Annotated in this window: 29 protein-coding genes; 11 read left to right on the top strand and 18 right to left on the bottom strand. The window is 43.8% G+C overall.

The genetic code is table 11. The annotated features are described in order from the left end of the window. Position 1 precedes the first annotated feature (1 nt). The 6 genes from J6I44_RS02300 to J6I44_RS02275 form a co-directional block, all read right to left on the bottom strand. Complete coding sequence (locus J6I44_RS02300; RefSeq protein ID WP_265764330.1) at positions 2-430, bottom strand: SRPBCC family protein; 429 nt, start codon at positions 428-430, stop codon at positions 2-4. A gap of 12 nt (positions 431-442) precedes the next feature. After that, positions 443-820, bottom strand: a complete 378-nt coding sequence (locus J6I44_RS02295) for a VOC family protein (protein WP_265764329.1) — start codon at positions 818-820, stop codon at positions 443-445. 47 nt (positions 821-867) lie between these two features. Beyond that, the gene (locus J6I44_RS02290; protein WP_265764328.1) at positions 868-1,134 is read right to left on the bottom strand and encodes a hypothetical protein; all 267 of its coding nucleotides are present in this window, start codon (positions 1,132-1,134) and stop codon (positions 868-870) included. 82 nt (positions 1,135-1,216) lie between these two features. Next, the gene (locus J6I44_RS02285; RefSeq protein ID WP_265764327.1) at positions 1,217-1,669 is read right to left on the bottom strand and encodes an SRPBCC family protein; all 453 of its coding nucleotides are present in this window, start codon (positions 1,667-1,669) and stop codon (positions 1,217-1,219) included. Positions 1,670-1,681: 12 nt separating this feature from the next. Then, the gene (locus tag J6I44_RS02280) at positions 1,682-2,158 is read right to left on the bottom strand and encodes an SRPBCC family protein (RefSeq protein ID WP_265764326.1); all 477 of its coding nucleotides are present in this window, start codon (positions 2,156-2,158) and stop codon (positions 1,682-1,684) included. Continuing rightward, the gene (locus tag J6I44_RS02275) at positions 2,155-2,484 is read right to left on the bottom strand and encodes an ArsR/SmtB family transcription factor (RefSeq protein WP_265764325.1); all 330 of its coding nucleotides are present in this window, start codon (positions 2,482-2,484) and stop codon (positions 2,155-2,157) included. The genes J6I44_RS02280 and J6I44_RS02275 overlap by 4 nt, the downstream gene beginning before the upstream one ends. A 407-nt stretch (positions 2,485-2,891) precedes the next feature. On the opposite strand from J6I44_RS02275, the gene J6I44_RS02270 reads away from it, so the two are divergent. Both J6I44_RS02270 and J6I44_RS02265 read left to right on the top strand, forming a co-directional pair. Then, complete coding sequence (locus tag J6I44_RS02270) at positions 2,892-3,083, top strand: hypothetical protein (protein ID WP_265764324.1); 192 nt, start codon at positions 2,892-2,894, stop codon at positions 3,081-3,083. A 10-nt stretch (positions 3,084-3,093) separates the two neighbouring features. Next, positions 3,094-3,786: a hypothetical protein gene (locus tag J6I44_RS02265; RefSeq protein WP_265764323.1), complete on the top strand. Its 693-nt coding sequence runs from the start codon at positions 3,094-3,096 to the stop codon at positions 3,784-3,786. 28 nt (positions 3,787-3,814) lie between these two features. Here the strand turns inward: J6I44_RS02265 and J6I44_RS02260 are convergent, their stop codons facing one another. Then, positions 3,815-4,486 (bottom strand): SDR family oxidoreductase, encoded by a 672-nt coding sequence (locus J6I44_RS02260; RefSeq protein ID WP_265764322.1) that lies wholly within the window; start codon positions 4,484-4,486, stop codon positions 3,815-3,817. A 336-nt stretch (positions 4,487-4,822) separates the two neighbouring features. On the opposite strand from J6I44_RS02260, the gene J6I44_RS02255 reads away from it, so the two are divergent. The 7 genes from J6I44_RS02255 to J6I44_RS02225 all read left to right on the top strand — a co-directional run bounded on the left by J6I44_RS02255 (position 4,823) and on the right by J6I44_RS02225 (position 9,234). Beyond that, positions 4,823-5,713: a DNA-3-methyladenine glycosylase family protein gene (locus tag J6I44_RS02255; RefSeq protein ID WP_265764321.1), complete on the top strand. Its 891-nt coding sequence runs from the start codon at positions 4,823-4,825 to the stop codon at positions 5,711-5,713. A 658-nt stretch (positions 5,714-6,371) separates the two neighbouring features. Next, positions 6,372-6,536 (top strand): hypothetical protein, encoded by a 165-nt coding sequence (locus tag J6I44_RS02250; RefSeq protein WP_265764320.1) that lies wholly within the window; start codon positions 6,372-6,374, stop codon positions 6,534-6,536. A 77-nt stretch (positions 6,537-6,613) separates the two neighbouring features. Next, positions 6,614-7,018, top strand: coding sequence for a hypothetical protein (locus J6I44_RS02245; RefSeq protein ID WP_265764319.1), 405 nt, complete (start codon positions 6,614-6,616; stop codon positions 7,016-7,018). Beyond that, positions 7,008-7,229, top strand: coding sequence for a hypothetical protein (locus J6I44_RS02240; protein WP_265764318.1), 222 nt, complete (start codon positions 7,008-7,010; stop codon positions 7,227-7,229). The genes J6I44_RS02245 and J6I44_RS02240 overlap by 11 nt, the downstream gene beginning before the upstream one ends. Before the next feature lie 158 nt (positions 7,230-7,387). After that, on the top strand, positions 7,388-8,200 hold the full coding sequence (locus J6I44_RS02235; protein WP_265764317.1) for a hypothetical protein: 813 nt from the start codon (positions 7,388-7,390) through the stop codon (positions 8,198-8,200). Between the two features lie 446 nt (positions 8,201-8,646). Next, positions 8,647-8,931 (top strand): type II toxin-antitoxin system Phd/YefM family antitoxin, encoded by a 285-nt coding sequence (locus J6I44_RS02230; RefSeq protein WP_265764316.1) that lies wholly within the window; start codon positions 8,647-8,649, stop codon positions 8,929-8,931. Beyond that, complete coding sequence (locus J6I44_RS02225) at positions 8,932-9,234, top strand: type II toxin-antitoxin system RelE/ParE family toxin (RefSeq protein WP_265764315.1); 303 nt, start codon at positions 8,932-8,934, stop codon at positions 9,232-9,234. A 120-nt stretch (positions 9,235-9,354) separates the two neighbouring features. On the opposite strand, the gene J6I44_RS02220 is transcribed toward J6I44_RS02225, so the two are convergent. Beyond that, positions 9,355-10,110: an SDR family oxidoreductase gene (locus J6I44_RS02220; protein WP_265764314.1), complete on the bottom strand. Its 756-nt coding sequence runs from the start codon at positions 10,108-10,110 to the stop codon at positions 9,355-9,357. Positions 10,111-10,249: 139 nt separating this feature from the next. Here J6I44_RS02220 and J6I44_RS02215 point away from each other — a divergent pair, with 139 nt between their 5' ends. Further along, the gene (locus tag J6I44_RS02215; protein ID WP_265764313.1) at positions 10,250-10,666 is read left to right on the top strand and encodes a thiol-disulfide oxidoreductase DCC family protein; all 417 of its coding nucleotides are present in this window, start codon (positions 10,250-10,252) and stop codon (positions 10,664-10,666) included. A gap of 428 nt (positions 10,667-11,094) precedes the next feature. Here the strand turns inward: J6I44_RS02215 and J6I44_RS02210 are convergent, their stop codons facing one another. The 4 genes from J6I44_RS02210 to J6I44_RS02195 all read right to left on the bottom strand — a co-directional run bounded on the left by J6I44_RS02210 (position 11,095) and on the right by J6I44_RS02195 (position 13,210). Beyond that, entirely contained in the window at positions 11,095-11,361 is a 267-nt protein-coding gene (locus tag J6I44_RS02210) for an Ada metal-binding domain-containing protein (protein WP_265764312.1), read from the bottom strand. Beyond that, positions 11,354-12,181 carry a bifunctional transcriptional activator/DNA repair enzyme AdaA gene (locus J6I44_RS02205; protein WP_265764311.1) on the bottom strand — a complete coding sequence of 276 codons (828 nt, stop codon included), beginning with the start codon at positions 12,179-12,181 and terminating at the stop codon, positions 11,354-11,356. The genes J6I44_RS02210 and J6I44_RS02205 overlap by 8 nt, the downstream gene beginning before the upstream one ends. A 124-nt stretch (positions 12,182-12,305) precedes the next feature. After that, the gene (locus tag J6I44_RS02200) at positions 12,306-12,641 is read right to left on the bottom strand and encodes a hypothetical protein (protein WP_265764310.1); all 336 of its coding nucleotides are present in this window, start codon (positions 12,639-12,641) and stop codon (positions 12,306-12,308) included. An 8-nt stretch (positions 12,642-12,649) separates the two neighbouring features. Next, positions 12,650-13,210, bottom strand: coding sequence for a DinB family protein (locus tag J6I44_RS02195; protein ID WP_265764309.1), 561 nt, complete (start codon positions 13,208-13,210; stop codon positions 12,650-12,652). Between the two features lie 128 nt (positions 13,211-13,338). On the opposite strand from J6I44_RS02195, the gene J6I44_RS02190 reads away from it, so the two are divergent. Beyond that, complete coding sequence (locus J6I44_RS02190; RefSeq protein WP_265764307.1) at positions 13,339-13,962, top strand: CGNR zinc finger domain-containing protein; 624 nt, start codon at positions 13,339-13,341, stop codon at positions 13,960-13,962. A 20-nt stretch (positions 13,963-13,982) separates the two neighbouring features. Here the strand turns inward: J6I44_RS02190 and J6I44_RS02185 are convergent, their stop codons facing one another. The 6 genes from J6I44_RS02185 to J6I44_RS02160 form a co-directional block, all read right to left on the bottom strand. Further along, positions 13,983-14,714 (bottom strand): DNA alkylation repair protein, encoded by a 732-nt coding sequence (locus J6I44_RS02185; protein WP_265764306.1) that lies wholly within the window; start codon positions 14,712-14,714, stop codon positions 13,983-13,985. A 77-nt stretch (positions 14,715-14,791) separates the two neighbouring features. Continuing rightward, a complete protein-coding gene (locus tag J6I44_RS02180) occupies positions 14,792-15,286 on the bottom strand; it encodes a DinB family protein (RefSeq protein WP_265764305.1) in 495 nt (164 codons plus the stop codon). 334 nt (positions 15,287-15,620) lie between these two features. Beyond that, positions 15,621-16,097, bottom strand: a complete 477-nt coding sequence (locus J6I44_RS02175) for a DUF6157 family protein (RefSeq protein WP_265764304.1) — start codon at positions 16,095-16,097, stop codon at positions 15,621-15,623. A 34-nt stretch (positions 16,098-16,131) separates the two neighbouring features. Continuing rightward, positions 16,132-17,085, bottom strand: a complete 954-nt coding sequence (locus tag J6I44_RS02170; protein ID WP_265764303.1) for a helix-turn-helix transcriptional regulator — start codon at positions 17,083-17,085, stop codon at positions 16,132-16,134. 18 nt (positions 17,086-17,103) lie between these two features. After that, positions 17,104-17,619, bottom strand: coding sequence for a YdeI/OmpD-associated family protein (locus J6I44_RS02165; RefSeq protein WP_265764302.1), 516 nt, complete (start codon positions 17,617-17,619; stop codon positions 17,104-17,106). 44 nt (positions 17,620-17,663) lie between these two features. Then, positions 17,664-18,083, bottom strand: a complete 420-nt coding sequence (locus J6I44_RS02160) for a DoxX family protein (protein WP_265764301.1) — start codon at positions 18,081-18,083, stop codon at positions 17,664-17,666. Positions 18,084-18,114 lie beyond the last annotated feature (31 nt).

The raw sequence follows: 18,114 nt of genomic DNA, 5'->3' as shown, positions 1-18,114 counted from the left end.
ATTAAAAGTTACGTTCCTGAAAGGGGATGCCTTTTCCTTCTTCACAATACTGTTTTAAGCTATATAGAAAAAATCCCCAGTTATAGTTACACCATCGGTAGAATTCTGTCATTTCTTTCCAATTCTTTTGTTTAAGAGTTACAGACGTCTGGCCGTTTTTCTCTTCCAGCTCAAAAGTTACGGTCGTTCCAACCCATTCAGGATCAGATTCGATGCAGAGCCAGCGTATTTTTTTATTGGTTATGAGCTCCTCAATCCGGAATTTAGTTGGACTCTCATCGCCAAATTCAAACACATTGATGCCTCCTTTTTCCTCTGCAACATTACATTGCTGCGTCCACGTTTCAGAGAGCCCTTTCGTGCTTGTAAGAGCCTGATATACCACTTGCGGAGAGACATTTAAATAGTTAGTGATTTCAATATTTGCCATAGTTTACATGTTTTAAGCCTGTGCCAGCTGAATATAGTTGCCGCAAGTATCGTCAAACACGGCTTCCCAGCCCCAGTCGGTCTGTGTGGGCTCCTTTTTAAATTTAACTCCCTGTTCTTTCAGCCGTTCATATTCCTTTTTGATATCTGGCACGCTAAATACGATGGCCGGGATACCTTCTCTGTATAACCCCTCTTTGTATTTTTGGGCTATTGGATTGTCGCTGGGTTCCAGGAGCAAAGCTGTTCCCTCAGGCTCTTCTGGCGAAACAACGATAGCTACATACGCATCGGGCATGTACATATGTTCCTTAAAGCCCAGAACTTGGGTATAGAATTCAAAGGCTTTGATGGGGTCATCGACGTGTACGCTGGTGAGCTGTATTTTCATGAAAATAGTGGTATGTGTTTTGATTGATTATTTATAACGGACCGCCTTTATTCTTCCTCAAGAAATATTTTGTCAGGCAGCCTTATGTCGGGATCTTTCTCACGAGCTTCCCGATAGATTTTCTGCATTAAGTTCTTGCAGTAGTCCAGATCCTCAACCCGGAAGAGAAAAAAGATCTCATCAGGTTCATCTGCATTTCTCCAAAGATGTTCCAGGTACATGCCGTGTTCAGCATGAGAAGCAGCATCGGTATTCAATTGTTTTTGGATATCTTCAAATTTAACACCGGTCATTTTGTTAAGTACGTGCGGCATGATAAGCGGATGATTTTTAGTTTGGGTCTGCAATATATCATCAAGACCTGCCAGGTTTTAAAAACCTGGCAGGTCCTGAATACTATTTTAAAATTGTGTCCAACTTACCCAGCATATAAGTCCAGCCCTCTCGCGTACGCTCTGCATAGTCGGCCCATTTTGGATCCATCACGTGAACCAGTGTAAGATGACAGCCGGTAGCGGTAGACTTAATGTTGATGGTGACCACGCTTTCATCGCCGGCTTCCTGGTCCACGCCCCAGGTAAAAACCAGCCGGTGCGGGCGTTCTACTTCTCGATACGTTCCACGATGATCGAGTTCTTCACCATCTCGGCGGACGACAAATGAGAAAGTGCCGCCTTCTATGGCATCTGTGTGTAAACTTACAACTTCTTCTTCGCGTACATCCGGACCAAACATCCATTTACTGAGCATGTCGGGTTCCAGCCAGGCATCAAAGACTTGTTGAGCGGGTACATTAAATTCTTTTTCTACCTTTACCCTTGGTTTTTCCTTCTGGGTCTGATGGGTCATAATGATATATATTTATTTTATGGCATCAGGATGGTGGTCGCTAATCAGGTTTAAGTTTGTGCCGTGTTCCAGATAAGCTTTAAGAGCGGAAAGGACCAGCGCCCAGCCTTCTGTTTGTCCCACAATGTGCTGGATGGCCGCTTCGTCATCCATATCAAACCCCTTTTCATTGACCTTTACAAACGTAGTGTCTTTGGATTTAGCTTCAAGCATGATATCCACCGTTCGATGGTTATCGGTTTCAACGCCGGCTGGCCATTCAAAAGAGATCTGTTGGTCGTGCACAATGGTTGTAACCCAAATGGCGGCCTGAACATCAAACTGCCCCCACTCCCAGGTGACGCTTTTCCCCTCCTCCAGGCGACCGCTTCCCTTGGTAAACCAAAATTTGGAGGTGATATCCGGATCCACCAAAGCTTCAAATACGTCATGAGCCGGTTTACGGATCAACATTTGCGCTTTAGCTATTGGCTGTGAGTACGATGTCATAACTTCTCCTCTTTTGATTGGCTTTCTTCATTGAGTAGCATTTCTAACGCATCCAGTTTTTGAGTCCAAAACTTCTTATACCTGCTTGCCCACTCTGCTACTTCTTGCAGCTTGCGTGGATCTGATCGGTACAGCCGTTTGCGGCCTTTTTTGCGAATTACGACGAGCCCACATTCGTCCAGAATTTTTAAATGCTTGGATACTGCGGGTCGCGACATATCAAAATTGCTGGCTACCTGCTTAACCGGAAGCTGCTGTTCGGCCAGTAAATCTATGATAGCCCGGCGCGTAGGATCTGCTATGGCCTGGAATACATCTCGCTGCATATGAAAAATAAAATTTATGTAACTGTTCAGTTACTAATATATGCGTAACTTATCGGTTACGCAATTATTTTTTCAGTCTTCTCAAAAAATAAGCGTTGATACAAGCAATCCTTAGGTAGCAAGTACGGCCTCTAACGCATTTGAGATCCCTTACATGTGTTCGGAATGACACAAAGGAATAACTGGCAAAGGCGTTTGTTTGTAATTTAGGATGGAGTATCTCCTCTTCCGTAGAAGCCGGGAGGTTGTTTTTTTAATCATATTCTGATTACTCTTTTTTATAGGGGTTTGCACTGGTCGGTATTACCAAGAAGGTTTTGCAAAACCGAGCTTGTCATCCTGAATTTAGTTCAGGATCTCCTTTAAAAGGCAGCCAAAGGTCATTGAGATTCTGAAACGAGTTCAGAATGACAAGATATAGGAGTTTTGGAAAGCCTTCACCAATAAAAGATGCTCAAAATACTGCTTATCTGTACCGGTTGATGCAGGCAGAGGAGTCTAAAAAGGATGAATTACGTTTTTTGGGACTCAATAGCGATAGTAGCACAAGGGATATCAGCAGGAAAAATAGAGAAGGTTGGTATCCTCAAATTAAATAGAGGGGGAGTTATGGATATTAGTATTCTTCGTGAAACGGTAACAAGATTTTGCGATCATTCATTTCGTATTGAACTGCTTGTAAAACATCATTGGGACGATGAAGTGCGGCTACGATTTGGTATTTTAAATACTTCAGCCGATGTACAGCAAGTTCAAATTGATGACAACCAGTTTAACCTGGGGGCAGGTGAAGAGCGGGAAGTCGTGATTACAGGACAGCTGTCGGAGGCCTGTGCAGGTGGGGAAGTTGAATATGAATTTGTCCGCCGTATCGATGGGAATGATTATCCCAATTCACATGATTCAGTCCTCGTATTGCTTGGGAAACCTGGCTTTCGGGCGGATGATGAACCGGATCCCGTACAAGCAAATGAGGACGGGACTTTTGAATATGAGGTTTTTGTAGAATGTTGTGATGATGCACCTGGGGGGCAGACCATTTCATTTGAAGCCCTTGCCGGGGATAATGTGGCAGGGATTCGAACGGTAGAAGGAAGCCCCTTGGCGTTAAGTTGTCCTCATGGCATTGAAACGATAAAAGTTGAAGGCATTCTGTCTGATCCTACAGAAGAAGGACTGGGCTGGTTACTTATCGAAAGTGACGATAACAGTGAGTGCAGCACACTTACCACCATCAGACCACCCGTTGAAGTAGATGAAGGTGGCTTCCAAAAGGCAAGCCGGGCATTCAGACTAAGTTAACCACAGCAGATCCCTGATTTTATGTCTTCTATGGCTGTAAAGGGCGAACCTGTACATCCGTATAGTGAAAGTTTTGGGAACATTCTAAAATGTGAACGGCTGACTGCGCCAGCTCATCGGGTTGCAGCTTATTTTTCTGGGAATCCGAAAAGCCGGTATCTACCGAGCCGGGCGACAGGCAGGTTACTTTAATACCGTCATCACGAAGCTCCTGGTGCAACGACCGGGTGAGTCCCACTACGGCATGTTTGGTGGCCGAATAGCAGCTCATACCCGCAATACCGTTGGTGCCCGCACCGGAGGAAATGTTAATGATGTGTCCCTCCTGCCGGTCTTTCATCTGTGGAATCACCAGTCGGCTTACATAGAAAATGCCGTGGACATTCAGGTCGAAGAGGTAGCGCCATTTTTCCGGAGGCATTGCATGCAAATCGCCTTTATAACCCACGCCGGCATTGTTAATCAGGATGGAGATGTCATCACCTACAGCGTTGGTGGTTTTTTCAAATGCTTTTTCAACGGATTGCTGTTGAGTGAGATCCGCTTCGATATAGTGAAAATGATTATGACCAAGATTTTCGGGCTTCGAGCGGCTCCATCCGGCCACAGTAACGCCTTCATCAAGTAAAGCTTGGGTAATAGAACGACCGATGCCTCGACTGGCCCCGGTTACAATAGCAGTTTTGTTGGATAAATCCATGAATGATAACTGTTTCCTTGAAGTTATTGGGTTCTATAACTGAAGTAAGCTTACAAACGTTTGATATGAAGACGATAAATCTCCCCTTGAGGGGATACGCCTTCAGGCGGGAGGGGTGTTCAAAGCATTGGAACCGGTAAAACACCTCCCGCCTAAATTCTGTTTATTCACAGAAATTTGGCCACCGCTACGTCGCTAAAGCTTTGAAGCGTCGGCGACCTCCTCAAGGAGGGACAAATCGATGCCATTGTTTGCGGTCCTGGTTTTCCTCAAGTTAAAGCAATATAGCAAGATTTGGGTGTCCATTTATTTGCTATTTCTGTTATCATTAGAGCTATGAATTCAACGAGCAAGCATATTTTACTTCCCAAGCCCAACATTTTTTCGTTTTCCGAATGTCTGCACTTCCTGGATCGGGGTTATGATGACTGTCTCTATACTCTTGCCGGGCAACAGGTGTTAAAACCTCTGCGCATCAATGGAGAAAAAGGGCTGATCGAAATTTCAGAAACAGCAGATGCTTTAAAAGCCAGGCTGCTCACGGGAACATTATCTCCGGCAACGATAAAACAATATATAACCCACTGGTTCGATCTGGAGAGAGATCTACAGCCGTTCTACCGTTTGCTGAACCAACATCAGCAGCTTTCGAAGATGAGCAGCAAGTATCATGGCCTTCGGCTCATGGGGATCCCCGATCTGTTTGAAGCTCTCTGTTGGTGTGTCATCGGCCAACAGATTAATTTGACCTTTGCTTACCGGTTGAAACGGCGACTGGTGGAGACGTACGGGACTTCCACCACTTATAAATCGGAGCAACACTTCTTTTTTCCGGATCCGGAGGTTTTAGCGACATTAACAGTAGATGAGCTCCGGGAGAAGCAGTTCTCCCGTCGAAAAGCCGAGTATATCATCGGCATTGCCCGGCAGTTTGCTGGGGACAAGCTGTCGAAGCACGATATAGAGGCGCTTGCAGGCAGTGATCAGAGACTCAAGCGGCTGACGAAAATCAGGGGTGTGGGTCCGTGGACCGCCAACTACGTACTGATGAAATCGTTGCAGCAATCCGATTGCATTACTTATGGCGATACGGGCCTGCAGAGTGCGGTTTCTACCTTACTGGAGTTGGACCGAAAACCGACGAAAGAAGAAATTGATTCCTTTTTTGAACCCTTTGCCGGCTGGGAATCGTACTTGAACATCTATCTGTGGCGAACGTTAAGTTGATAAGCTGTTTCTATAAAGCTAATTTATTTATTGTCCTGTCAATGGTGTCAGCATCAAGTTGGTTATATCACAGAGCTACACCGAGCAAACACGGAGGGCCAGGAAGAATAAATGGAACTTTGCGTACCTCTGTGCCTTCTCTGAGGTTCTCTGTGCTACAACTATACAGTCTTCTAAGGTTAGATGGATTTCTTTATTTGGGAGTCTCTGCTGCTTGGCATAAAGCAGTCACAAAAGCGAATAAAAGTATTCGTAAGAGCATAGCTGAACTTGTCATTAACCGGTATTGCCAAGTTCTTTTATTTCCACCAACCATGCAAGCAGTGGTGGTCTCCTGGAGGCGACGATCACCTATTACCTTTCAACGGAATTCCATAACAGGCGGTTGGCTGACAAGCCTGGAGGGTCCCCATAAAAGAATATTATGTCAACCTGTTATGTCATAAAAAGAGGGGCGCGAGGCATGATAATATCCCAAAGTAATGCGTTTTTTGTGTTTCAGCGGGATTTTGAGCAAACTATGGCCTTGCACGATAATATCATTATGTCGTTGGCTGTTTGACATAAGTATAGGTTAGCAAGCTTGCAAATACTAATTATCCAATAAATCATTATGATCAATCGACTACATTTTTCATCAAGTTATAATCTTCTAAAGATGCCTGAAACTGGAATTGGTTATCAAATCATTGATGCAGTAATCGAAGAGGGAAAAAGAAAAGAAAGGTTCCTAGTCTATAATACATTATTAGCCGTAAGTTTTGACGAAAGTTTTTTTCAAAGAAGAAAGAAAATAATTGAAGAGGGATATAAAAAACATTAAATAAGGCTTCTTATATTTCATTTGAAACCGCTTCTGTAGTTAACATATCTGAGCTCGGTATTTCACGACGCGTTATAATGGAAGAAAAGGATGACAAAGGCAGGCATAAAGGAGGTAATGGAGCGACTGATAATCCTAAGGAAAATGCCGATGGTAAAGAAATATTTGTTCGAATCTCGGCTTATGAAAATGATAGAAGAATTGACGAAAAAAATAAAAAGCTTTTACCGGGTTCATACACAACTACTCATAACGATTATCTAACCTGTTTAACTTATGATGATGACCCAATTGATAGATATGCCCTTCCAAATGATGAAGACATTGAATGGGCATTTTATATTCAACCTGAAAGGAAAGATGAACTACAAAGAGGTATCGTACAACCAGCTTTCGGTCACGCTGGAGGTGGAATAGAAGCATATTTTGAAAAAGGAACTAGCAAAAACACATATTACAACCAAAAACCCTATGGCCAATGATAAGCCTAATAAAATCAAGTTAGATAAGGAGCAGATTGAATATTTATCTAAATTACCAGAAACAGGTATGGGTTATCAAATTGTTGATGTAACTCTAAAAAATGGACAGAAAATTAATAACCAAACTGTTTTAAATTCAGAATTTTTGTTATTAAAAAGGGATGACATTTCTTTAGAGCAAATATCTAAAATTGAACTTTCAAAAAAATAATCAGCTTGCTAACCCGCGCATTAAGTGGGACGTGCCTCGCCGTTGGCTGCCGGTTTCTATTTTGTCAGTTCCGTAGTACATTTTAAAACAAATTCAGCGGCGTTTTGCACGCCCCTTATGCGCAAGGTCGTTAGGTAAACTAAAATCAACCATTCAATATGGCTGAAAAACCCAAAAGGCTAGAACCTAAAAAAGACACTTTACGAGAACTTTTTCTTAAGTCTGGTAATCAGTGCGCTCATCCAGATTGTAAAGAAGTAATGATGGACGACAATGGTGTTTTCATTGGTCAACTCTGTCATATTGAAGCTGCCTTACCAGGTGGAGAAAGATTTAACCCTGATCAATCAAATGAAGATCGACGACATTTCGATAACTTGATGTTAATGTGTTATACACACCATCAGGTAACTAATGATGTTAAAGAATATCCCGTAGAAAGACTTAAAAAAATCAAAGCTACACATGAAGAAAGGTACACCAATGTTGAAGATAAGATCTTCGATAGTATAACAGACAAAACCAAAAAAATTGATAAGAAACCTCCTAGTGACCTATCAACAATCAGTGATAGTTTAAATTGGAATTTAAAAGAAGAGCAGTTAGAAGTCACCGAAAGAGATATTCGAGATTTCTTCGAAGTTTTGAGTGATGTACCTGAGAATTCTAGAAGAGTTTACACTATTATGATTGAAAGATATGAAGAAGATTTTTTTGATTATGTCGTAAATCCAGAAGAATTGGAGGAGGTCACAAAAACAAGTTCTGAGGAGTTGCTAAAGCATATTAGAATATTAAATCGGTATGATTTAACATCAATGCCTTACACAAATATTGATGATAAGCCTGAGGTAGAAATTCTTAAAATAAACGGTTGGGGCATTCCCATTACTTTACTTGAATTTGCTGAAAAAGAAAATATTGAACTATCAAAATTGATAGTCGATCTTAATTTTGGCCTTTTAGGTTAAAGTTTACCTAACCCGCGCATTTATTAGACTACCCTACCGACTTGAGATGCCCGACAACGTCTTTCATATTTAACAATACCAGCACGGCGGGAGACAGGCTAGCCCGCGCATCAGGCTCCGAGCCTAACGCTTGAATCAGCCCTCCCGCCGATGGTATTACCAAAACCTAAATAACATTAAGGGGACGCACCTCGCTCTCCTACGCTTTAAAAACAAAGCTTCGGTGAGCAGGCCAATGTCTACTTTTGGCTTTTTAACTCATCGTTCATTATTTAACAAATCAACATTCATTCGCGTGCAGCTTATATACAGCCTACGTAGCCGTGCTACTTCAGCGTAGTAGTCCGCAATGTCGTTAGAGCCACCTTTTCGCATTTCGCTCGTTGTTAGTTTGTACTTTTATTTGTACTATTTAAAAGTCACTTATTAACACAATTTATAGCCTTATGAAACGTGTCCAACTTGATAAAGATATTCAGCCGTTGTCCGAATTTCGGGCCAATGCGGCCTCAATGATTGAAAAAATTAAAACGGAACACCGTCCCCTTGTGATTACTCAGCATGGGAAAAGCTCGGCCGTATTGCTTGATGTGGGTGATTATGAGCAAATGATCAATACTATCGAATTGCTTCAGGAAATCAACCAGGCACGTCAAGAAATTGAAGATGGCAAAGGTACCGAGCATGAAGAAGTGATGAATTCATTAAAAGAACGATTGGGGAATGTATAAATGCGAATCGTCTGGTCTCCTACTTCTCAACGAAAAATTGATGAAATTGTCGACTACATTTCGAAAGATAATGTAGATGCTGCATTGGCGCTGGTTGAAGAGTTTGAAAAGCGTGTCCAGCATTTGAAAAAGCATCCTCGCTCTGGCCAGATGGTTCCAGCCCTAAATGATGAAATGGTACGACAGCTTGTGGTTCAGTCTAATTATTTGATCATCTATGAAATCAATAAGGATCACATTCATATTTTAACTATTCGTCACGCCAGGCAAGATGAAGACGAATCTGAGATTAAGCCTGAATAAAGGTTGCTCTAACCAGCGCATTAACGCGGACAGGCCTCCCTCCTGCGCTAAAGGCCCACTACGCCGAAGCAACTTGGCTGCGTAGGCCGTGCTACTTCGGCGAAGTAGTCCGCAATGTCGTTAGCCCGCAACAATATTTGAAAAACCTCCATCTACCATAATTTCTGTCCCGTGGATGTAGGAAGCCGCCTCAGAAGACAGGAAATAAACGGCTTCGGCAACCTCCTCAGGGTCACCAAAACGCTTGAAGGGAATCGTCGGGATGGTCGTTTCTATCGCCTCGTCAATTTGTTCAGGCGAAAGACCTGTTTTATCCCAAATATTGGTTTCAATATACCCCGGACTAACGCCATTGACCCTGATATTACGGGCGGTGCATTCGGCGGCCATGGTTTTAATAAACGATTGAACGGCTGATTTAGCTGCCGAGTAAATGGCCATGTTGGGTAATCCGGACTCGGTAACCACCGAGGTATTGAGGATAATGGAGCTTCCCTCCTTCATGATGGGTAAAATCTGTTGCACGGTAAAGAAGGTTCCTTTAACAAGCACATCAAAAAGTTCATTAACATGCTCTTCGGTGACGGCTTCAACAGGTGCAAATTGTCCATAGCCGGCGTTCGCAAAAAGAACATCGACATGAGGAGTAATCTCCTTAACCTGTTGTTTCAGGTTGCGAATATCGCCCATTTTGCCCGCATCCGAAACCAGCCCGTGAGCCCCGGGTCCCAATTGTTCCACCGTTTCATCAATCGTTTCCCGGTATCGTCCCGTGATGATAACTTTCGCTCCTTTCTCGATATATAACCGGGCAGTAGCTAATCCTATGCCGCTTGTTCCACCGGTAATGAGTACTGCTTTACCTTGTGTTTCCATTTTGTTTATTTCTTAAATTCAGCATTTCGTAGAGCTCGTAATCTCGCTGCTTTGGGCAAATTCTAACACCCGATTCTTGCGGAATACTTATTGAGTGGGTATTAGTATTCCCATTTGATAATTATGTACCTTTGGAGCTATGGAATTGGACCAAGGCCAAAAAATCATCCTGTTCGACGGTGTCTGCAATCTTTGTAACGGTGCGGTCACCTTCATCATCAAGCGCGATAAGAAGGACCGTTTCAGGTACGCGGCCCTTCAGTCGGAGGTTGGCAAAAAACTTACCGACAGCTATAAAGTTGATACCGAAGAGGTGGATAGCATTATTCTGATCGAAGGCGACAGCTACTACACGAAGTCATCAGCGGCACTTCGCATTGCACGGCATCTTTCCGGCGGCTACCCGCTTTTATATGGATTGGTTATACTGCCAGCCTTCATTCGCGACTGGATGTATGATGGGATTGCCAAGAACCGCTACCGGTGGTTTGGCAAGCGAGAAAGCTGCATGGTTCCTACGCCGGAATTGAAGGCAAAGTTTTTGGATGAGGACTAAGTTAGAGCAGAAAATGCATCATTATTAGTAGCCTGGTGCTATTCATCCGATGACAAAGTCAGTCATCGGATAAGGGAGGTATATTGTTTTTTGAAAAGTATAGAGAAGGAGGACAGGTCCTGTGGAATGCTACGTAGTAGCCCTCCGTAGGAGGATTGATCTATTTTGTTGAATCAAATCAGTTTTTTAATAGTACATAACCTGTTTAGGGATTGAAATAGGGTCTTTATGATCAAACAACCCCTCCCCGACAGTGGTCGGGACAGGCTTTGATCTCCCCTTGCTAAGGGGAGAAACTCCAGGTGACAACTTTTCCCCTCCTTATGCAAGGAGGGGGCAGGGGTGGTTGGCCTAAAAGGCTATGGTTTAATCCCTCAACGCGTTAGTACATAATGATAATAGTGTTTAAGCAGTAAAAGATTAGGTAACTAACCCTGCTTACGTTTCTTCCATTCGTGATACTGTTCCCGCATGCAGTGCCCGCAGGGACGATAGCCTTGCTCTTTAGCCTCCTCTTCGGATTTGAAAAACACCCGGTTCTCAGGATTCATCCGTTTTCCAGAACTGCAATCCAATCGCCCATAGATTTTAAGATTGCGGTTCCCGGCCAGGGTGATTTTTCCACCTTTGATAAGAGACCGGATGTTTCGTTTCTGAATAGCGGCTGTTTGGCCTAGCTCAATCTGTCTAATCATCAGATGTTTGGGCTGCCTCCCATCCGATAATGGCTGTTTTTCGGGTACTGCCCCAGCGATATTCACCAATGCCGCCCACCTTCTTGATTACCCGATGACAGGGAATCAGGTAAGCTACAGGATTACGAGCCAGTGCGGTACCCACGGCCCTTGAAGCCCTGGGCTTACCAATAGCTTCGGCAACATCCGAATAGGCTGCCAGTTGACCGGACGGGATTTTCAGCAGGGCTTCCCACACTTTGAGCTGAAAGTCGGTGCCCTGGATATGTAGTTTTACTTCGTCCAGGTTCTCCCAGTCATCGGCAAAAACTCTTTCTATATTTTTTATGTGGATGTCTTCACCCTCGGCAAGGTCCGCATTTGTCCAGGTATTTTGGAGCGTTTGTAGTCCTGTATCCCTATTTGCTACAAACATGAGGTTAGAGAGACCTTTGCCCGTGGAGGCTGCCAGCATATCTCCAAAAGGGGTTTGAGTAAAATGGTAACGGATGCTAAGGTTTTCACCTTCGTTCTTAAATTCTCCGGGGGTCATGCCTTCGATGTTGACAAACAGGTCATGTAACCGGCTGCTGCTGGAAAGCCCGGTGTGAAAGGTCGCTTCTTCGATGGTTTGGTTCTTATTCAACAGCTTTTTGGCATGATTCAAACTGATAAACTGCAAAAACTCCTTCGGCGTGACACCGGCCCACTCCTTAAACATCCGGTGGAAGTGGTAGGGGCTGAGATGCACGGCCTCTGCAACATCATCCAGATTTGGCTGCTCGGCGGAGTACTCGTTGATGTAAGTAATAGCTTTGGCTACGCGTTGATAATCAATCATGGCTTATGGTTTCTTTATTTTGATAGCAAGGTAGCAATGCGAGAGGTGGAAGAAAATCCGATTCTTGCGGCATATCTGTATTGCTTTTCCAGGGATGTCGCTTATTGAGATACTACCTTGGTTTTTACTTTGCTATCTGCAAAAATTCATAGTGTTTGACGAAAGGGTTAAGAGTTAGCAGGTACTCCTTATCTTTAGGATAGTAGCGGGCTTTGTTAATTGGTTCGTCGGCAAATTCTTTGATCGACTGATATGAATCCCACAAAGTAATCAGGAGAAAATGAACCTCCCCTTTCTGTTTTTCAGAACGTCGTAATACATAAACCCCGCAATTTCCTTCGATTGATTTATAATCTGCCAGTCCTGTTTGTAACAAATAATTGTAGTAAGCATCGGCATGCTCTTCTGGTACCGCACCGTGCCAGGTACGAGCTATTTTGGCGTTAGATTGATTCATCATAAGATCAATTATTTTTGCAGGGCCAGGTGTTCAAAGGGAAAGATGTCATGATCATATCCCATAAGAGTTATATCGGGACAGTCATCTACACCTTGTGTAAGCATTTTCTGGAGGTACACGATTTGACCAAGATGATAGATGTCGTGCTGTATGATGCCATTCAACAGGTAAGAAAAGGAGTAGGGTTTTCCTGCTACTTTTTCCTTAAGAATAGAGTCATCATAGTCGCCTAACAGCCGTAAGAGCATTTGCTGACTCATATCCAGTTGGTCCAACATAGCCCCCCAGGCTTTTTTTCTGTTGTCGGCAAAGCGCTGCCAGTTAAACGTTTCTTCTTGTTTGGGAAGGTACGACTGATCGTTTTGCAGCCGTCGTTCAGCGAATTCTCTCCAAGCTAGCATGTGAGCGACAAGTTCTCCAATAGAATGCCTTCCCTCTTTGGGCGAATCAAAAATATAGTCACCATTAAACGAAGTTAGGGTTTCCTCAATAGAAGGCCCATACCAAGCATCCCCATTATAAATCAGTGTTAACCTCTTGCTGATCAAATCTAAGTGTGAACATTTCATAGCGATAGTTTTACTGGTATAATAAGTTTTAGTAGTAAAAATATAGAAAGCTATGATATTACCTCCAAAATTTATTTTACTGGTAAAAAACATTACTTTAGAAATGGCAATGTTAAAGAAATAAGGATATGGAAGAGCGAACAATTGAAAGTCTTCCTCTTGATGGAGGAAAGTTGTGTTTAAATTTTGTTAATACCGTGCACGATCGTACGGTGGAAGAACCTTTTGAATACCTGTCCAGCTACAATGATCTATTGGAGTGGTCTGTTAAATTAGAAATCCTGTCTTCTCCTGAGCGGGAGAAGCTTACTTCTCTGGCAGATGATGATCCTGAAAAGTCGAGCGCCGCGTTGCGGCAGGTATTAGAGGCAAGAGAAGTTTTATACAATCTATTTCTTGCAATTGCGCAGAACCGGGTCCCGAATGATGAGACTCAAGGCAAGTTCAATAAGTTGTTAAGTGAAGCGACGAGTGGTCTGGCTCTGCAAATAAAAGGTGAGGATTTGAATGTACAGCATAAATGGTTGGAGAAGGATAATTTTAGATATCTTTCATACCCCATCCTCAAATCGGCCTATGATCTGCTTGTTTCGGATGATCTGGATCGCGTAAAAGAGTGTGGGGCCTGTGGCTGGCTGTTTTACGATCAGAGTAAAAACAAAAGTCGTAAATGGTGCAGCATGGAGAATTGTGGCAGTAATGTAAAGGCAAAGCGGTATTACCATCGGCATAAAAAGAAGAAAGAAGATTAACGAAACAAGTTAATCTTTTCTTATAGCTTTCGTTGGGCATACTTCAGGATCCATTTAGTGTGTTGGTTTTCTGAGGACTCCCAGTCGGAAATAAGCTGTTGTGCCGCTGATCGGTTTACTTTCAAGTAGTCGGTGATATGATTGGCTACCGATTTTTGCACGTAGCGGACAGGATCGGCCTGTAACAGTGTTAAGATATCAAAAACAGGCTTGGGCTGATCAATAAACAGGTCTAATTTGGTAGCCCACGGCAGTTTGGGGCGAAGCCCTTCGGAGGCAAGCCGCCGAAGGTGAAAATTGTTGGCTTGTGCCCATTTGTTCATCTGCAAGAGTGTTTGTTCCGGGTACTTTCGGATAAATGGTCGAATGGCATATTCTCCTGTATTGCGTTTGGTTACCTCTTCTATTAGGTCCATAGAAGTTTGAAAGTGATCCAGGCCGTATTGTTCAACATAGGATGCTATAGGCATAACCCAATAAAATTCAGAAAACATGCCCGTTCCCTTTTTATTTTCAGGTCCTAAAATGTTAGTGAGTATTTCGGTCGATGCCTGGTAATCATCCGGTAAAAAACGGTGCAGCTGTTCAGCAATTAAAGCCACGCGTTCTTTTAAACGTTTATCTATACAGCCTGCCTTGATGCTATTAACGAAGGCGCTGTCATCGAAATCTGGGTAAAGAGGTTTTAATTTTTCAGCTAAAAGCTGAGCTAACGCTTCATCGAAGTAATCAGTAGGTTTTTTATAAGCCATGAGCATTTATTATTGAAAGTCCCACCAGAATATAGAACTGGCGGGACCTAATTTTAATAGGAGCTTTGCAAAACTGATTAAAAGCTTTGTTCATCGGCACTGGGACCGTAGCTGCCGGGAATGGGGATATCCAACAGGCGCAGATACACGCCCAGTTGCGCGCGATGATGCGTTAATTGACTCAGGGAATGACGAATTACCTCGTGTTTGGGCATCACCATAAGCACCTGGTCTCCGTTTTTCATGGTCCAGTCGGGCAGTAAGTCGTCTTCATTGGCTTCATCAAGCGCTGTGTTAGATTTCTGGATAGATGTCTCCAGCAGTTCGAGCAGATCGTCCGTGTTTTCTACCGGTGTTGGTTCATATCCATCGGCGAAATCCAGTACATCTTTACTAAGGGCCGATTCGATCCAGCCCGGTATTTCTGCAACGTGGACGGCTAACTCTTTGAGGGACATGCTTTTTTCATGCGGTTTCCAGTCAAATTTGTCGTCGGGCACAAGCGGAAAAAACTTCCGGGTCGTCTCTGCTTCCTGCCTTAGTTCTTTTTTGAAGATAGGGATCAGTTCCATAGTAGTCTCTATTTTAGGATTAAAAATGTGATTCAATCCTAATATAAGCAGGCTTATGACAACCCTATGTCAATGGGTGTGGAATTAATTAAAGGCGTTTGAACTGCCATGTAGGCCGGACATCCTGTCCGGCCAGTTTTATTTTTGCAAGTCGTAAGAATTCGGACAAGATGTCCGACCTACCCCGAAATGATTTGAGCGTTTGATCAGACTATAATAGGATTCCTCTTTTAGGAAGTTCCCTGATGAAGCCCCGCGTTGGCATAGCAAGACGCGGTTGCTACGCCGATTATTGCACCCAGAATAAGCCCTCATGCCTAGCAGTGGGCCAGCCCTATGATCTGCTTGATCGCATTGCTTTCAGGTGATCCAGGTTTTTATCTTTTGCAAGCTCATCATACTTTTCAGACTCCACACCATACAGTGCCATTTTGCCATCCTCATCATAGTGGATACCCCAGCCGTATCGTTTTCCGATAGAAGAAGACCGGAGGCAGGCCCGTCCTTTGGAAAAGTAGGCTTCCCGCTCTACTTCCCTTTGGGAGTCGGAAATGTTGTGCCTTTTGGCATAAATATGGAAGATCAAATCATCGGACGTATATTCGTAAGGGTTCTCCGAAATGAGCTCATACTGCATGCGTACTTTGGTCTTACGGCTGCGTTCGGGTGGAACTTCAGCTTTATCTACCGGACAGTCCTCGGCCACTTCAATAAAAGTGTTGAAATAATTAGTAGTTCCCATCACATCAAGGTCTAATTGCGATTTATCTGTAAAGGTAGTACCCGGTACTGATAGCACTGCGTCAATCATCTTAAGGTTTTACCGAGACCTGTCAGGTCTGTTTTTATCTATGATGCTGGTACAGTTCTTTACTCAGCTCGCAGACACGCTCCTTTAGTTCTTTGGGCTGGTGGACGGTAACGCCATTACCCCACATCAGCAGCCAGCGGGCAAAATATTCTATCGAAGAGGTCAGGAAGGTCATTTGAACTCCTCCGTCTACCTTTTCTTCGGACACCCAGCCCCGGTAATGTTTTTGATCTCCCAGATAGCGAATCATCTCTTCATCGAACTGCACCACTACTTCTTCCAGGTCTTGTTCCTCGCGCAGGCTCTGTTCCGAAAACTCTTGCAAAGTATGCTCAGGAGCATCGGCCAGCTTTTTGCCAGTCTTCTTATAGTTTTCTATCCGATCGACACGGAACATTCGATAGTCGGTCCGCAGCCGACACCAGCCCGCGAGGTACCAGTAATTCCCACGAATCAGCAGCCCAAGCGGCTCTACATCGCGCTGGGTGTACTGATCTTTGTAGGGCGAATAGTATTCAATGGCAACCACTTCTTTGTTCACCACCGCATCCTGCAGGAAGACGAAGATGCGGTAATCCGTTTCAACTTGTCGTTCATCGGCATAGGAAAACGTTTTAATATGCTGGTCTAAGGTATCGAGGTATTCTTTTTCCCGACTGTGGAGTACCGAACGTATTTTATCCAGTGCAGCCGAATAGGATTGGCTTAACTTTGTTTCACTCCATTTCTCCATAAGGCGTTCTCCCGCCAGCAGCGCAGCCACTTCGTCTTTGTCGAACATAACGGGCGGCAGATGGTATCCCTTGACAATAAAATAGCCCTTTCCTTCTTCTGACCCAATCGGTACACCCGCCTCCTGCAGCGCACGTAAGTCCCGATACACGGTGCGGCTGCTGATGCCGTACCGCTCGGAGAGATCTTTAACTGTAACACGGCTCCGCCCCTGCAGGTAAATAATCATAGCCGTAAGCCGGTCGGTGCGATTCATAAGAGTATTTAGTTGAATTTATGTACGACGGAGCAGGGGAATTTTTTTGCCTTGCTCACAAGATTCAATCAGCACTTTCAGCCGACGTTGCCGGGTTTCTTCTCTTTTGGCGCTCATTACCCAATGAATGGACGTCTGCGTATAGCCCGGAGCCAGTTCCTGCAAAAATTGCCAGGCCTTTTCATTGGCTTTAATCTTTGCTTTATACTCCGCCGAAAGCTGTCCCCCGGGAGGTCGCATCCGTCCTTCTTCCTTGAGCTCTTCCACCATCCGGATGTTCTTTTTACTCCAGTGACTTTTGGGTCTTCGCGGAGTAAAGCGAATTTTATAGCTCTGTTCGTCAATAGATTTACGAAGTCCGTCAATCCAGCCATAACAGAGCGCCTCGCGGACAGCCTCTTCCCAGCGGATGCTCCTTTTCCCGGAACTTACCTTATAAAGCCCTACCCAGAGCACCTCTTTTGAATCATGGTTTGCTTTAAGCCAGTTCCTAAAGGCGGCTGAATCGGCAAAAAAGGTGACATCCCTGGACATTACAGCAGTTAACTAACTGGTTAAAAGCTATAGGGAGTTTCTTGTTACTTGTCCACAGCGAACTTGCCGGGCCCCATTAAAAAGATAATTACAAAAGCGAGGAGATAAAGTGCTGCTATCTCGAAGTCTCCGAATGCATCTCCACGTGGAATATGAAACATAAAGATTGCTACTGCCATATTTATTATTAGGATAAGTGAGGACAACCGTGTCCAAAACCCAATCAATATAAAGAAGGCAAAAACTCCTTCGGCGAGGGCAGCTAGTGTGAAGGATATTTCGGGACCGAGGCCAAGAAAGTTTAAAAATTGAAAATCATCACCAAATCCACTTAATACATTCATCACTTTGCCAAAACCGTGCAAGTAAATCATAAAGAATGCTATGAAAATCCGAAAAATTGCAGCGGAGGTTTTGGCGTCAACAAATTCGCTTAGTGTAGAGGACTTTAAACTTTTAAGCATAGGAGATATGTTAAGTTGAGGGTTAGTGATA

This window comes from Fodinibius salsisoli, assembly GCF_026229185.1.
Classification (GTDB): Bacteria; Bacteroidota; Rhodothermia; order Balneolales; family Balneolaceae; genus Fodinibius; species Fodinibius salsisoli.
This window is presented reverse-complemented; position numbering and strand designations above follow the sequence as displayed.

Coding starts and splice junctions, on each gene's coding strand:
- J6I44_RS02300 (WP_265764330.1), bottom strand. CDS start 430: ATGGCAAATATTGAAATCACTAACTATTTAAATGTCTCTCCGCAAGTG.
- J6I44_RS02295 (WP_265764329.1), bottom strand. CDS start 820: ATGAAAATACAGCTCACCAGCGTACACGTCGATGACCCCATCAAAGCC.
- J6I44_RS02290 (WP_265764328.1), bottom strand. CDS start 1,134: ATGCCGCACGTACTTAACAAAATGACCGGTGTTAAATTTGAAGATATC.
- J6I44_RS02285 (WP_265764327.1), bottom strand. CDS start 1,669: ATGACCCATCAGACCCAGAAGGAAAAACCAAGGGTAAAGGTAGAAAAA.
- J6I44_RS02280 (WP_265764326.1), bottom strand. CDS start 2,158: ATGACATCGTACTCACAGCCAATAGCTAAAGCGCAAATGTTGATCCGT.
- J6I44_RS02275 (WP_265764325.1), bottom strand. CDS start 2,484: ATGCAGCGAGATGTATTCCAGGCCATAGCAGATCCTACGCGCCGGGCT.
- J6I44_RS02270 (WP_265764324.1), top strand. CDS start 2,892: ATGACAAGATATAGGAGTTTTGGAAAGCCTTCACCAATAAAAGATGCT.
- J6I44_RS02265 (WP_265764323.1), top strand. CDS start 3,094: ATGGATATTAGTATTCTTCGTGAAACGGTAACAAGATTTTGCGATCAT.
- J6I44_RS02260 (WP_265764322.1), bottom strand. CDS start 4,486: ATGGATTTATCCAACAAAACTGCTATTGTAACCGGGGCCAGTCGAGGC.
- J6I44_RS02255 (WP_265764321.1), top strand. CDS start 4,823: ATGAATTCAACGAGCAAGCATATTTTACTTCCCAAGCCCAACATTTTT.
- J6I44_RS02250 (WP_265764320.1), top strand. CDS start 6,372: ATGCCTGAAACTGGAATTGGTTATCAAATCATTGATGCAGTAATCGAA.
- J6I44_RS02245 (WP_265764319.1), top strand. CDS start 6,614: ATGGAAGAAAAGGATGACAAAGGCAGGCATAAAGGAGGTAATGGAGCG.
- J6I44_RS02240 (WP_265764318.1), top strand. CDS start 7,008: ATGGCCAATGATAAGCCTAATAAAATCAAGTTAGATAAGGAGCAGATT.
- J6I44_RS02235 (WP_265764317.1), top strand. CDS start 7,388: ATGGCTGAAAAACCCAAAAGGCTAGAACCTAAAAAAGACACTTTACGA.
- J6I44_RS02230 (WP_265764316.1), top strand. CDS start 8,647: ATGAAACGTGTCCAACTTGATAAAGATATTCAGCCGTTGTCCGAATTT.
- J6I44_RS02225 (WP_265764315.1), top strand. CDS start 8,932: ATGCGAATCGTCTGGTCTCCTACTTCTCAACGAAAAATTGATGAAATT.
- J6I44_RS02220 (WP_265764314.1), bottom strand. CDS start 10,110: ATGGAAACACAAGGTAAAGCAGTACTCATTACCGGTGGAACAAGCGGC.
- J6I44_RS02215 (WP_265764313.1), top strand. CDS start 10,250: ATGGAATTGGACCAAGGCCAAAAAATCATCCTGTTCGACGGTGTCTGC.
- J6I44_RS02210 (WP_265764312.1), bottom strand. CDS start 11,361: ATGATTAGACAGATTGAGCTAGGCCAAACAGCCGCTATTCAGAAACGA.
- J6I44_RS02205 (WP_265764311.1), bottom strand. CDS start 12,181: ATGATTGATTATCAACGCGTAGCCAAAGCTATTACTTACATCAACGAG.
- J6I44_RS02200 (WP_265764310.1), bottom strand. CDS start 12,641: ATGATGAATCAATCTAACGCCAAAATAGCTCGTACCTGGCACGGTGCG.
- J6I44_RS02195 (WP_265764309.1), bottom strand. CDS start 13,210: ATGAAATGTTCACACTTAGATTTGATCAGCAAGAGGTTAACACTGATT.
- J6I44_RS02190 (WP_265764307.1), top strand. CDS start 13,339: ATGGAAGAGCGAACAATTGAAAGTCTTCCTCTTGATGGAGGAAAGTTG.
- J6I44_RS02185 (WP_265764306.1), bottom strand. CDS start 14,714: ATGGCTTATAAAAAACCTACTGATTACTTCGATGAAGCGTTAGCTCAG.
- J6I44_RS02180 (WP_265764305.1), bottom strand. CDS start 15,286: ATGGAACTGATCCCTATCTTCAAAAAAGAACTAAGGCAGGAAGCAGAG.
- J6I44_RS02175 (WP_265764304.1), bottom strand. CDS start 16,097: ATGATTGACGCAGTGCTATCAGTACCGGGTACTACCTTTACAGATAAA.
- J6I44_RS02170 (WP_265764303.1), bottom strand. CDS start 17,085: ATGAATCGCACCGACCGGCTTACGGCTATGATTATTTACCTGCAGGGG.
- J6I44_RS02165 (WP_265764302.1), bottom strand. CDS start 17,619: ATGTCCAGGGATGTCACCTTTTTTGCCGATTCAGCCGCCTTTAGGAAC.
- J6I44_RS02160 (WP_265764301.1), bottom strand. CDS start 18,083: ATGCTTAAAAGTTTAAAGTCCTCTACACTAAGCGAATTTGTTGACGCC.